This window comes from Nakamurella lactea DSM 19367, assembly GCF_000426645.1.
Classification (GTDB): Bacteria; Actinomycetota; Actinomycetes; order Mycobacteriales; family Nakamurellaceae; genus Nakamurella; species Nakamurella lactea.
Genome location: NZ_AUFT01000026.1, coordinates 16,707 through 30,168, shown reverse-complemented (window position 1 = coordinate 30,168; position 13,462 = coordinate 16,707). Strand labels below are relative to the sequence as shown.

9 protein-coding genes are annotated in these 13,462 nt (G+C 67.7%); 7 read left to right on the top strand and 2 right to left on the bottom strand.

Going from position 1 to position 13,462, the window contains the following annotated elements:
* Positions 1-1,655: putative T7SS-secreted protein (locus tag K340_RS32025; RefSeq protein WP_211229570.1), on the top strand; the 1,655-nt coding region annotated here is incomplete at its 5' end.
* Between the two features lie 79 nt (positions 1,656-1,734).
* The gene (locus K340_RS0120795) at positions 1,735-2,295 is read left to right on the top strand and encodes a suppressor of fused domain protein (protein ID WP_154674398.1); all 561 of its coding nucleotides are present in this window, start codon (positions 1,735-1,737) and stop codon (positions 2,293-2,295) included.
* A 43-nt stretch (positions 2,296-2,338) separates the two neighbouring features.
* Here K340_RS0120795 and K340_RS36300 read toward each other — a convergent pair whose 3' ends face one another.
* Both K340_RS36300 and K340_RS32015 read right to left on the bottom strand, forming a co-directional pair.
* Positions 2,339-3,031, bottom strand: coding sequence for a TetR/AcrR family transcriptional regulator (locus K340_RS36300; protein ID WP_051267072.1), 693 nt, complete (start codon positions 3,029-3,031; stop codon positions 2,339-2,341).
* A 51-nt stretch (positions 3,032-3,082) separates the two neighbouring features.
* On the bottom strand, positions 3,083-4,687 hold the full coding sequence (locus tag K340_RS32015; protein WP_154674397.1) for a DUF885 domain-containing protein: 1,605 nt from the start codon (positions 4,685-4,687) through the stop codon (positions 3,083-3,085).
* Between the two features lie 400 nt (positions 4,688-5,087).
* On the opposite strand from K340_RS32015, the gene K340_RS0120780 reads away from it, so the two are divergent.
* The 5 genes from K340_RS0120780 to K340_RS35375 all read left to right on the top strand — a co-directional run bounded on the left by K340_RS0120780 (position 5,088) and on the right by K340_RS35375 (position 13,444).
* Positions 5,088-6,035, top strand: a complete 948-nt coding sequence (locus K340_RS0120780) for a proline dehydrogenase family protein (protein WP_029138114.1) — start codon at positions 5,088-5,090, stop codon at positions 6,033-6,035.
* A gap of 9 nt (positions 6,036-6,044) precedes the next feature.
* Positions 6,045-7,670, top strand: a complete 1,626-nt coding sequence (gene pruA, locus K340_RS0120775; RefSeq protein ID WP_029138113.1) for an L-glutamate gamma-semialdehyde dehydrogenase — start codon at positions 6,045-6,047, stop codon at positions 7,668-7,670.
* 28 nt (positions 7,671-7,698) lie between these two features.
* Positions 7,699-9,798, top strand: a complete 2,100-nt coding sequence (locus K340_RS0120770; protein WP_029138112.1) for an ArnT family glycosyltransferase — start codon at positions 7,699-7,701, stop codon at positions 9,796-9,798.
* 498 nt (positions 9,799-10,296) lie between these two features.
* Positions 10,297-12,531: a hypothetical protein gene (locus K340_RS36450; RefSeq protein ID WP_029138111.1), complete on the top strand. Its 2,235-nt coding sequence runs from the start codon at positions 10,297-10,299 to the stop codon at positions 12,529-12,531.
* Complete coding sequence (locus tag K340_RS35375) at positions 12,521-13,444, top strand: class F sortase (RefSeq protein WP_161632156.1); 924 nt, start codon at positions 12,521-12,523, stop codon at positions 13,442-13,444. The genes K340_RS36450 and K340_RS35375 overlap by 11 nt, the downstream gene beginning before the upstream one ends.
* Positions 13,445-13,462 lie beyond the last annotated feature (18 nt).

The window sequence follows — 13,462 nt, the reverse complement described above, 5'->3', positions numbered from 1 at the left end:
CGTCGTTCTCGTTGGGTGGTGATCCGGCGTCGATTCGGGCGTCGGCGTCGTTGTGGGGCACGTTCGGGACTGCTGCCGGTTCGGCGTCGACGGATATCAAGGGGGTGGATTCGTCGGAGTTCGCCGGTGATGAGGGAGAGTCGTTCCGGGCCAAGGTGAACGATGATCTGCCGCCGCATTTGGATACGACGTCTGAGGCGTGGGGGATTGTGTCGGCGGCGTTGAATGCGTATGCGGGGAAGTTGGAGTCGTTCCAGTCGAGGTTGTCGACGTTGAAGACTCAGCATGACAATCAGCAGTCGAAGGTGTCGTCGGCGCAGACGTCGTTGGCGAATGCGCAGGCGTCCGATCGGGCGGAGACGTCGCGGGTGACGACGGCGCGGCTGGCGTTGAAGCCGGGGGAGACGTTGCCGGCGTCGACGTATGTGTCGACGACCTCGGGTGCCAGGACGAGCTATACGGAGGCGGCGGCGGATCTGCAGGGGACGATCGATGCTGCGAACCAGGTGTGGTCGGATCATCGGGAGGCGGTGACCGCCTGTTGTCACGAGATCAGCCGGGCGAAGGGGATGCGGTTCGAGAAGCCGCCGGGGTTCTGGGGGCGGTTGAAGAACTCGGTTGTTGATTGGGTCAAGGAGAACGCCGATGTGCTGCGGCAGATTTCCGGTGTTCTGAAGATCATCTCGGCGATCGCCGGTGTGCTGTCCCTGGTCCCCGGCCTCAACGTGATCATGGGTCCGTTGGCGTTGATCACCGGTGGTGCCGCGTTGTTGATCGATGTCGGGTTGAAGCTGGCCACCGGTGAGGGTTCGTGGTCCTCGATCATCATCGACGCGGCGACGATGGCGTTGCCGGGTGTCGGCAAGATCGTCGGCAAGGGCCTGAAGGTGGCGGTCGGTGCCGAGAAGGTCGCGACCACCTCCTACCGGGTCAGGTCCGCCGTCACCGGGTCGAAGATCGTCACCGGGCTCAAGGCGTCCAAGGCCTACAAGGGAATGATCAAGGCCAACGACGCGGTCTACTCGACCGTCAACAAGGTCCCGATCATGAAGACGCTGAACAACCGGGCCGCCGCCAAGGCGATCGAACGGGTGCGGACCAACGGGATCCCGGTCGACACCGCGCAGGCGATCGTCAACCGCCGGCCGGGGATCATCGCCGAGACGAGGGCCAATCCCAGGGTCACCCGGCCGACCCCGCGGACACCGACCAGGGCCAAGGCCGCCGCGATGAACAACCGAACGGCGAACGGCAGCCTGGAATGTGTCGAGTCGGGCCGGATCATCCCGCCGAGACTCGATGCTCACGGCACCCCCATCAAGGTCGACCCGGCCACCGGTCGGAGATCGGCAACGGGGCAGACGATGCCGGTCACTGCACCGAGCCATCCGAACTCCGGCTCGATCGGCCACAAGCCCGGCCACGACTACTCGGCGTCGCAGGTGGTACACACCTACGACGACGCGTCCCGGGCTGCGGTGCGCAACGACTACAACGACATGAGTCACTACCACGGCTACGAACATGCCGGCCACAACTCGGGCAAGAGTCAGCAGTCGTACCTGTCCACCTACGAGAACAACCGATCGCCGGTGTTCGACACCACCAGCCCGTTCCACGCCGTCGGTGGGCTGATCCGGCTGGGCAACGACTGAGCCGGCCCCGTAGCCCGTTGGGCATGCGGCCGGCCTGCCGGTACGTTCTGTTGTCAGGTACCGGAAAGGGGTGCACGGCGTGACACTGGCTCGTGATGCGGCGGAGGAACAGGCGCTCGCGCACTTCGACCGGGTGCTCGGCGGTCGCGGTCCGATGGCGGTGATCGAGGAGGTCGGACCCGTCTCGCTGCTGCAGTACGTGGACGCCGAACTGGGCGCGAGCCACTTCGTGACGCTCGGCTACGGTCGGACCGGTGCCGAGGTGGTCAATCCCAGCGAGCTGGTGATCACCGTTCGACCGAAGCAGGAGGACGACGGACTCACGCTGCTCCGATATGCGGTGCAGATCGCGCCGCAGATGTCCGAGATCACCTTCGGTTCCTCGCTGGTCTCCGAGCATCGGCTGGTCCCGGAGCTCGGAGTGCACGGGCTGATGTTCGACGCCAGCCCGTGGACCGACCAGTTGGACCTGGTGCTGTCGGAGGACGAGACGGCCATCGAGCTCGCGGTGCTCACCTTGCTCCCGATGACCGAGGCGGACGTGGAGTTCCTGCGCGAGCGCGGCATCGAGGAGTTCGATCACGCGGTCGAACAGACCGCCGCCGACGTCTTCGACCTGCACCGCACCGGTTCGCTCTGAGTCTGCGGGCTCGCCGGACCGACCGGCGGTCCTGCGGCAGCCGTCACCGCCGGCGTGGTTCGTCGAGCCGATCCGCAAGCATCGAGCGCGCCCGGGCCGGCGACAGCCGGGAGCCGGGCAGATAGCACTGGACGACCAGACCGTCCTGCAGGGCGACGAACTCCACGGCCGCGGTGTCGGCCGCCGGCATCGGCGCGATGCTGCCGTCGGCCGTGCCGCGCCGGAACGATCGTTCGACCAACCCGTGCAGTTCGGCGTACACCTCGCGTTGCCATGCGGCGTACTGCGGGTCGTGCGCCGACAGCGCCCAGAAGTCCAGCCACAGCTTCCAGTGGCGGCGAGCCCGCTCGCCGTCGGCGAGCAGGCCGTTGATGATGTGCTGCAACGCCTCCCGGCCGGTAGCGGCTGCCTCGGCGGCGTTCATGAAGGCGGCCGAGTACTCCGCCATCTCGGCCCGCAGCACCTCCGCCAGCATCTCGGCCATCCCGGAGAAGTGGTAGGTCACCGTGCCCACCGCCACGCCGCCGGCGGCGGCGACGTCGCGGACGGTGGTGGCGTGCAGGCCACGGTCGGCGATCACCGAACGCGCGGCCGCCAGCAGCATCTGCCGACGCACCCCCGGTGGCTGACGGCGGCGCACCGCGGCGCCGCCCTGCTCGGGATCGGGCGCCTGGGAATCGGGCGCCTGGGGGTCGGGCGCGTCGGTGTCGGGCGCCTCGGAATCAGGTGCCGTCACCGCTTCTCCCCTCGCCGTTACCACTGTCAGATTAATCGTACAACTGCCCGATTAGTGCTGCCGCTGGTCGTCGAAGGGGGACACTCCACCATCGGCGATGAACCGGCCGACCTCATCGGCCAGCACGGTCAGTGGCACCGATCCCAGCGAGAGCACGAGATCGTGGAACGCCCGCAACGAGAAGCGGTCGCCGAGAGCGTCTTCGGCCGTTCGACGCAATCGCAGGATCTCCAGCATGCCCAGGTAATAGGACGCGGCCTGACCTGGCCAGGAGATGTACCGGTCGACCTCGGTGACCACCTCGTGGTCATTCAGCGCGGTGTTCTCGGCCAAGTACCGCTGCGCCTGTTCTCTGGTCCAGCCGAGCAGGTGGATGCCGGGGTCGACGACCAGCCGGACCGCCCGCCACATCTGATAGCTGAGCATTCCCATCAGCTCGAAGGGTGTCTCGTACATACCCATCTCGACGCCGAGCCGCTCGGTGTACAGGCCCCAGCCCTCGCCGTAGGCGGAGGTATAGGTCCTCCGGCGGAAGTCCGGGTGCTCGGTCATCTCCAGCGCCATGGCGGATTGGAAGCAATGGCCGGGCGCGGCTTCGTGCAGGGTGAGGGCCGGCAGCGAGTACAGCTTGCGGGCAGGCAGGTTGTAGGTGTTCAGGATGTAGCGGCGCCAGCCACCGCGCCCTGCGGTGTAGTACGGGGCGATGTCCGGGTCCGGCTGCTCGATCCCGAACCCCATCCGCGGGAGCCTGCCGAAGTACAGATGAGCGACCCCGTCGAACCGCTTGGCATGCCAGGCCGCCCGTCGCAACAAGCCAATCTCGCTGGTCTCGTAGAACTGCGGGTCGGTCCGCATGAACTCGAGCATCGCCTGCTCATCGGGGAAACCGGCGTCTGACGCCACCGCGCGCATCTCGTCGTGCAGACCGGCAACCGCGTCGAGGCCGATCTGATGGATCTGTTCGCCGGTCAGCCCGGTGGTGGTGTATTCGGCCAGCTGGGCCTGGTAGTAGGCCTCCCCATCGGGAAGGCTTGCCGCGTCGATCTTCTGGGGCAGGTGAGGGTAGTACTCGGTGGTGTAGAACTCCAACAGCCGGGCAAAGGCGGGCTGGACTTCGGCCAGCACCACCGCCTCGCCCCGCTCGAGCAGATCGGATCGGTCGACCGCGCCGATGGACTCCGGCAGCGTCCGGAACGGATCCAGGAACGGTGAGGACTGCGCGTCCGGCAATTCGGCCATCCGCCGGATCGCCACGTCCCGGTCGGCCATGGTCACCTGGGGCGGGCCGAACCCGCGCCGGATGCCCGATCGCATGTTGTCCACATTCTGATCGATGTACCTGGCAACGGTTCCTAGCTGAGCGAGATAGTCGTCAGCCTGGGCGGCATCGGCCAACTGCCGCTTGGTCTGGGCGATCAGCGCGCTCCAGAAGGTGGTGTCGGAATTCGCCGGGCATTCGTACAGCCGAAACCGCTGTTGGTCGATCAGCGACGTCAACTGGTGTTGGTAGACCCGGTAGTTGACGGATTCCTCGTGCGAAAGGTCAGCTGGATCGATGTCGGCCAGCTCGGCCCGGATGCCCTGCCAGAACGCCAGTCGCTCGGCCTGCCGTTGGGCGCTCCAGTCCGGCATCGCCCGGCGCGGCGGCAGTTCCAACGTACTGGCGGGTGAGCGCTCACCGAGTTCGTCCGTCCGCCAGGACCATTCGCGTTCGTACAGCTCGCGGAAACGGACGTCGGCAGCCCGCTCGCTGACCTGCAGGCCGTTGTCGGCGGCGCTGAGCTGGGGATCGGTGGTGGGAGTGATGACGAGTTCCTTTCGGGTCGGTGGAAGGGTTTCCGATCACCGCCGACAAGAGCGTTGGTGCAACGGATGTGGGCAATCTTCACAGCTCGCGAACAGGCGGATGTCGGTGGATCCTGGTCCCGGCGGTGCCGGTCGAGAGGCCCCGAGACTCACGTCCCTTTCGGCGCCGTTCGGTGCTAACCTAATCGTACAACTGCCCGATTAGCGTGACGGCGAGGTCACGCAGCGAATGCTCGAGGTGTCGATGTACCTGTTGCGGAAGCCGATCCTGGCGCTGTCGCGGAACCATGCCGTTCGCGATCTGATCAGCCGGGCGCCCGTCACCCGCGACGTGGTGCAGCGGTTCGTCGCGGGCGAGACCACCGCGGACGCCGTGACCGCGGTGCGCCGGTTGCGGTCGGCCGGACTACAGGTCACCTGCGACTTCCTCGGCGAGGACTGCACCAACGCGGCCCAGGCCGACGCCACGGTTGCCGGCTACCTGGACCTCATCGACGCGCTGGTGGACGCCGGTCTGGTGGCCGGCGCCGAACTCAGCGTCAAACTGTCGGCAGTCGGGCAGGCGTTGCCGAGTGGGCCCGACGTGCCGGGCGGCGGCGAGGCGTACGCGACCGCCGGTGCCCGGAAGATCGTCGAGGCCGCCTACGGCGCGGGTGCCAGGGTCACCCTGGACATGGAGGACCATCGCACCGTCGACTCGACCCTGCAGATCCTGACCGGCCTGCGCTCCGACTTCCCGGACGTCGGCGTGGCGATCCAGGCGATGCTGCTGCGGACCCCGCAGGACCTGGCCGAACTGACCGGACCCGGCTCCCGCGTCCGGTTGGTCAAGGGGGCCTACGACGAGCCGTCATCGGTAGCCTTCGCAGAACCCGCGGAGGTCGATCTGGCCTATGTGCGGGCGTTGCGGGTCCTGATGGCGGGGCGTGGACGCCCGATGGTCGGTTCGCACGACCCGCGGCTGATCGCCATCGCCGAACGACTGGCCTCCGACAACGGCCGTGCGGCGGACAGCTGGGAATACCAGATGCTGTACGGCATCCGGCCGGACGAGCAGTCCCGGTTGGCCGCCCGCGGACACCCGGTCCGGATCTACCTGCCGTACGGGCACGACTGGTACGGCTACTTCACCCGCCGGCTCGCCGAGCGACCGGCGAACCTGATGTTCTTCCTCCGATCGTTCGCCAGCAAGAAGTAGGAGAGTCCGATGGATGCCGTAACCCACCCGCCGCTGCCGGTCAACGAGCCGGTGCTCGACTACGCCCCCGGGAGCACCGAACGGACGTCGCTGGTCGCCGCGCTGGCCACCTTCGCCGGGGCCACCGAACTGCCCGCGGTGATCGGCGACGAACAGCGGATGCCATCGGGAGAGCCGTTCGACGTGGTCGCACCGCACGATCACGCCAGGGTGCTCGGGCGGTCGGCGCATGCCACTGCCGCTGACGCGCAGGACGCGATAGATGCCGCGCTGCGGGCGGCGAACGACTGGCGCGCCATGGACTTCGACTCGCGCGCGGCCGTTCTGCTGCGAGCGGCCGACCTGCTCGCCGGACCCTGGCGGGCAAAGATCAACGCCGCCACCATGTTGGGTCAGGGCAAGACCGCCTACCAGGCGGAGATCGACTCGGCCTGCGAGCTCGCCGACTTCTGGCGGTTCAATGTGCATTTTGCCCGGCAGATCGTGGCCGAGCAGCCGATGGCCAACGCCAAGGGCATCTGGAACCGGACCGACCACCGTCCGCTGGAGGGCTTCGTCTACGCGATCACCCCCTTCAACTTCACCGCGATCGCCGGCAACCTGCCGACCGCACCTGCCCTGATGGGCAACGTGGTGATCTGGAAACCGTCGGTGACGCAACAACTTGCCGCCTCGCTCACCATGGAGTTGCTGATCGAGGCCGGCATGCCACCCGGCGTGATCAACCTGCTACCGGGTCACGGCGCCGACATCTCCGACGTGCTGCTGGCCCATCCGGCATTGGCCGGGATCCACTTCACCGGGTCCACCAGAACCTTCCAGATGCTGTGGGGCACAGTCGGTGCCAACATCTCCAAGTACCGCTCGTACCCGCGGCTGGTCGGCGAGACCGGCGGCAAGGACTTCGTCCTGGCGCATCCCTCAGCGGATCTCGACGTGCTCAGCACCGCGTTGGTCCGGGGTGCCTTCGAGTACTCGGGGCAGAAGTGCAGCGCGGCCTCAAGGGCGTACCTGCCCCAGTCGCTGTGGACCCTGCTCAAGGACAAGCTGATCGCCGAGACCGAAGCGTTGAAGGTCGGTGATGTCGAGGATCTGACGAACTTCAGCTCCGCGGTGATCGACGGTAAGTCGTTCGGGCGCTTGAAGGATGCCATCGACCGGGCCAAGGCCACCGAGGGGATCGAGGTGCTGGCCGGCGGCGGCTACGACGACGCCCGTGGCTACTTCGTCCGGCCGACCCTGCTGCTCGGGCAGGACCCGTCGGACCCGATTTTCTGTGATGAATACTTCGGGCCGCTGCTGTCGCTGTACGTCTACCCGGACGACGACTTCGACGACGTGCTACGGCAGGTCGACACGGCCTCGCCGTACGCACTGACCGGGTCGATCATGGCCAGGGACCGGGCAGCGATCGCCACCGCGAGCGAGCGGTTGCGGTTCACCGCGGGCAATTTCTACATCAACGACAAGCCGACCGGGGCCGTCGTCGGCCAGCAGCCGTTCGGCGGCGCCAGGGCGTCCGGGACCAACGACAAGGCCGGCTCCGCCGCGAACCTGATGCGATGGACGTCACCGCGGTCGATCAAGGAGACGTTCGTCGCTCCCAGGTCCGTCGGATACCCTCACCAACTCTGATCGAGAACAACAGGAGGTCCGCCGACAGATGACCCCGTCGTCGTCCGTCGTCGTACCGCCGGTCTCGCGCCGTCGCCCGTTCGCCCTGGCCCGCGGCTGGGTCTCGTTGCCCGACCGCATCCTGGTGGGGTTCCTGGCCGTCAGCGTCGTCATCGTGCTGGCGCTGATCACCGAACAGTTCCGCTGGTGGTTGGTGCTGCCGGCCGCGTTGATCGCGCTGGTCCTGACCCGCCGATGGATTCCGCGCACCCCGGTGCCGCAGCGCGCGGCCGTGCTGGGCACGTTGCTGGCGCTGGCCATCGTGGTCGGCTGGTGTGTGCTGAACGTTCCGCTGTCCTCCGAGATCATGGGGATCGACCGCGACCCCGGCCAGTACACCCTGTCCGGGCTGTACCTGATCGACCATCCGAGCGCCGACATCCGGGTCGACGAGGCGACGCAACAGCTGGCCCGTTCGATCCCCGGCGTGGTCGTGGACTGGACCGGCAAGGCGCCGGCGCCGCGGATCCATGTCCAGGGAACGTCTTTGGTGCCCGGCCTGATCGGGATGTTCGGGTGGATCTTCGGGCCGGCCGGTGCGCTGCACGCCCTGGTGGTGGTCGCCGGCATCGGTCTGCTGGCGCTCTATGCGGTGAGCCGCCGGTTCCTCGGGCCGCTGTGGGGGTTGCTGCCCCCGCTCGCGCTGGCGTTGTCGATGCCGCTGGCCGCCTTCGGCCGGATGCCCTACACCGAACCGTCCAGCCTCATCTTCGGCTGCGGCGCCATGCTCTGCCTGTGGACCGGCATCGAACGGGGCAACTCGCGCCTGTTCCTGCTCGCCGGCCTGTTCGCCGGTGCCTCGGTGATGGCCAGGGTCGACGGGTTCTTGGCGTTGATCGGGGGCATCGTCGGGATCGGCGCCCTCGGTATGTTCTCGGTCGGTGCGGTCCGCCGCGCCCGACTGCGCCGCTGGCTCGGGTCGTTCCTGCTCGGCGGGGCGGTCACCGTCGCGATCGGGGTCACCGATCTGGCGCTGCACAGCCCGTCGTACCTGATGGACACGGTGTCGCAGTTGGTGCCGTTGGTGGCCGTCCTGGTGGCCGTCGCGGTCATTGCGTGGCTGGTCACCATCAGGGCCAGGCCCAGCGCCCTGGCCCTGGCCGTCGGCCGGCACCGCGGACGATGGGCCGTCGGTGCCCAGGTCTTCGTCGGGGTCGTGCTGCTGGTGCTGGTCAGCCGACCGCTCTGGCTGGTCTCGCACCTGATGTGGGGCGGCTATGCGTCCGCGGTGGCGAACCGTCAGCGGAGCGAGGGCCTGCCGATCGACGGCCCCCGGTCCTACGACGAGTACACCGTCAACTGGCTGGCGTGGTACTTCGGCTGGGCGGTGGTGGCAGTGGCGGCGGTCGGCGTCCTGCTGCTGGTGCGCCGGATGATCCTGCGGCGGGATGCCCGCACGGTGGTGCTGTTGGCGATCCCGGCCACCACCGCCCTGCTCTACCTGAACAAGGTGACGATCACCCCGGACCAGATCTGGGCGATGCGCCGGCTGGTGCCCGGTGTGGTGCCCGGGGCGTTGCTGGTCGCTGGTTACGCCTGCCGGGAGGCGGCCCGCTGGCTGGGCGCGCGGATCCGGGCGGCGGGCGGGCAGCAACGCCACGTCCGGTGGGGGCGGGCGCTGGTGGCCGCCGCATCGGTGGTCGTGTTCGCGGCGCCGGTGCTCACCTGGGGTGAGCTGTTCACCGTGCGCGAGGGGGCCGGCGAGCAGGCGCTGGTCGCGGACATCTGCTCGTACGCACCCGGCGACCGGGTGGTGCATGCCGGCGAGAATCCGTCGTTCGGACATTTTGTGCCGGCCTTGCAGCAGGCCTGCGGTCTGCAGGCGGTCGGCGTCGGCAAGGCCACGACGGAGCGGATGTCCGCGGTGGCACAACAGTGGGGTGACCCGCAGTCGATCCTGGTGGTCGCCTTCGACGCGAACGCGGTGACCTGGCAGGGTGGCCGCCCCGGAACACCGTTGTCCACGAACTACCAGCGCTGGGAAGAACTGCTGATGCGGCGCCCGCAGGTGGCCAACGAGCGGTCGGCGACCGCCTGGCTGGGTCTGCTGCGGGCCGACGGCACGGTCGCGCCGATCAACGCGGGTTGACGATCCTGCCCCGACGTTCTCGGGCTGACGACTGTGCCCGACGTCTCTCGGGCTGACGACTCTGCCCGACGTTTCTCGGGCTGGCGACTCTGCCCGAACGTCTCTCGGGCTGACGACTCTGTCGGCAACCCGGTGGCGCGCCGTTCGCTGAATCGGCGTAGACGTCGCCTCGCGGAGTAACGCTGCGCGCCTGTCGATGGCAAGTCACTGACAGTAGTGTCTGCACCGCGAATTGTTGATCTGTGCCCAGGACGGCCCATTTACGGACTGTGAGTGGTCTCATACCGGCGCGTACAGTCACATATCACTCGTTCGAGGTGACTACTTCACCCTTTAGCGCTCCGGGCGACGTCGGTCGGTCGCATATGGTGATATCACCAACGGAGCAACGTGATGCTTACGTAGAGCGACTGTTGGCGACGCAGGCGTCGAAAGCGACGCGGCTTTCACTCGAATGACTTGGGGTCGGACATGGCAGTAACGCTTCGCAGTTCACGCGTGCTCGCGGGAGCGATCGCCGCGCTGGTGGGCGGCGCCCTGATGGTGGTCGGTGGTCCCAGCGTGGCCTCGGCCGACCCCGGCGCGGCGCAACCCGCCACGGCCGGCGCGAACGGGACGAAGGGCGCCGACGATGCGCCGAAGAAGGTCTTCGTCTGCAAGTACGTTGGCAAGCCAGGTGTTGACGAACGGCTGAAGGACGGGAAGAACCCGATCTCGGTGAGCGTCAACTCGATCAAGCCGTACGAGGGTGTGGGCTCCTACTTCGCCGATGCTCAGGGGCGGTCGTACGTGGTGGCCGAGGACGACGGTCAGCCGGCGCCCGATGTGAGCGAGTGCGCGGCGCCCGATGCGCCGTCGACGACCACGACGACCACGACGACCACGACGACGCAGGCCACGCCGACCACCACGACGCCACCCGTCACCGATTGGGAGTGGCAGTACCAGGTGACCTGCTCGGGCGTCTCGGGCAGCAATCCGAACGGCCCGATCGACTCGGTCGACTCGAACATCAAGATCACGAACCTGACGACGGGCGAGACCAGAACCTTCAACTACCACCCGAACACCGGCGGCGACGCGGGGTTCACCTTCACCCTTGCCGACTACGGCGTGCCGAGCACGTGGCAGCACATCGAGATCCAGTGGGTGCAGGTCAATGGGACCAATTACCACTGGGAGGGCGCCCTGCAGTGCGGGAGCGCACCGAGCTCCTCCGTCGGCACCACCACGACCGATCCGACCACGACCGTGAGCAGCCCGTCCGCCGACCCGGTCGTGCCGGCCATTCCGACTGTCACCGAGTCGCAGTGTGTTGATCACGCCGCGACCGCGCCGAGCGCGCACCTTCCGGCCGACGGCAACCACATCACCTACGGCTACTTCTACGGCCCGAACGAGCGCGGGTTCACCGCCAAGGCGACGCTGGATGCGGGCTACACCTGGGGCAACCTGGCTGGCACCGGCTGGGTCGACAAGGGCAACGGAACTGCTGCGCTGCACCGGTTGTGGGAAGCGACTCCGGACTGCAACGAGTACGTGACACCGGCGGTCCCCGACCTCAACGAGATCTGTTCCAACACCGACGGTCAGTGGACCAACTCGATCGTCGCGCCGGCCGCAACCGATCAGATCGTCTACGCGGTGCACGGCGACGGCCTGCTCTATGCCGCGATCCAGCAGTCGGTGAAGGGCTACACCTTCTTCGACACCGCGAACCTGCCGGCCGGTTGGGCAAAGTACGACGCGAAGGATAAGTACCTGGTCTTCACGCCGACCTATCAGAACGGCGAGTGCCGTGCCGTCGTTGACCTGGCGTCCCCGGACCTGGTGCAGCCGACCTGCGCCACCCCCGGTTCGGTGACCCTGCCGGCCGATACCGACAAGATCGACTACTACTTCCACCCGGACAACGGGAAGCTGGTGGCCAAGCTGAAGGACGGCTACGAACTGGCCGATCCGTTGGCGGCGGGCTGGGTGGCCAGCAGCTACAACCGTGCGGTCTTCACTCCGACCTACGATGCGCTTCCGGACTGCTCGATCGAGGTCGTGCCGGCGAATCCGACCGTCACCGCCTCCACCGGGTGCGGGGTCGACGACGTGCTGAACGTTCCGGCGGCATCTGACGCCGTCAGCTATGTCGAGAAGTGGAACGAGCAGAAGACGCACGTCCAGGTGGTCGCGCATGCGGCAGACGGCTATTACTTCGACACCAACGGTGAGTCGAAAACCATCCGGACCTGGGAATTCGACGTGCATACTCTCGCCAATGGCGGCATCGACGCGTGCCCGGTGCAGACGACCGATCCGGTCGAGGCGACGGAGTTGACCGAGACGTCATCGGAACCGACCGAGACGTCATCTGAGCCGGTCGAGGCGACCGAGTTGACCGGGCAGAGCAGTGTTGCGGCGCCGAGTTCGTCGACGACGGTCACGTCGGCCCCCCGTGGCAGCGGGTCGTCCTCGGCGGTCTCGTCCGCCGCGGTCACCATTTCCGGTGATGTTCAGGCCGTGGTGTCGGCGACCGGCACGGCAGCCTCCACCGAGTCGGCTGCCTCCGCATCCCCATCGGCGGTGGCAGCAGCCGCCGTGGCGCCGATCGCCGGTCCGCCGTCTGCGACCGCCAAGACCGGTGAGACCGCCAACACCACCGCGTACCTCTTGTTCGCAGGCGGAGTGCTGTTGCTCCTGTCGGGACTGTGGAGCCGTCGTCGTGGGACCCATGCGAGCTAACTCGCTCGCCCGATCGGCGGTGACCATCGCCGGCCTCGCGCTGGTGTGTCTCACCGCAGGGTCGCTGCTGCCGGGCTCCGGCCCGGCAGCAGCGGTCCCCGATCACACCGTCGGGGTCGCCGACATCCCGGCGATCAGCTACGCGCCGGAAGGCCCGTCAGCCCCGTCGGTTTCCGCTTCACCCCCGGCGGCGAGCGGGTCGGAGCGCACCTCGGCCGACGCACCGTCGAGCGGGAGCGAGAGCCCGGCCAAGTCCCCGGCATCGAAGTCCTCTGCATCGAAGTCCTCTGCATCGAAGTCCGCAGCGTCGAAGTCCGCAGCATCGAAGACAACACCGAAGTCGACTACCAAGGCATCGCCTGCGCCGAGCCCGGCCGGCCCGGCAGCGGGCATCGTCCAGATCGCGCCGTCACCGGCGTTGCACGTCAGCGTGCCGTCGATCGGGGTCGACGCGGACGTGGTGCCGGTCGACTCGGCGCCGACCGGCCGGACCAACGAGTTCGGCGGACCGATCTACTCGCAGATCGATTTTCCGGTCGACCTGGACGTCCGGCAGTGGGTTCGCCGCGGCGACCCGAACTCGATCGCGCCGGCCGCTGCGGCCGCCGACGTCAAGTCGTTCGACCGGGTGGTGCTCTACGGGCACGCCAGCAGCATCGGCAATCACCTGGTGTTCCAGGATCTTTCGCAGCTGACGCCAGGCCAGAAGATCGTGGTGACGACCGCCAAGGGCGTGTTCACCTACCAGGTCACGCTGACGGCATCCCGGGCGAAGGTCTCGCTCGACAACATGCCGGAGCTGTACGCCTACCCGACGAACGGTCGCAAGGAGATCGCGTTGGTCGCCTGCCTGCCGGACTCGACCAGCAACACGGTCGTGATCGGCCAGCTGGTCGGCGCCACGAAGCGCTGACCCGCGCGGACCTGTCCA

Bases quoted from the DNA above. Each gene is read 5' to 3' on its own strand.
- pruA (WP_029138113.1), top strand. From the start codon at position 6,045: ATGGATGCCGTAACCCACCCGCCGCTGCCGGTCAACGAGCCGGTGCTC.
- K340_RS0120770 (WP_029138112.1), top strand. From the start codon at position 7,699: ATGACCCCGTCGTCGTCCGTCGTCGTACCGCCGGTCTCGCGCCGTCGC.
- K340_RS35375 (WP_161632156.1), top strand. From the start codon at position 12,521: ATGCGAGCTAACTCGCTCGCCCGATCGGCGGTGACCATCGCCGGCCTC.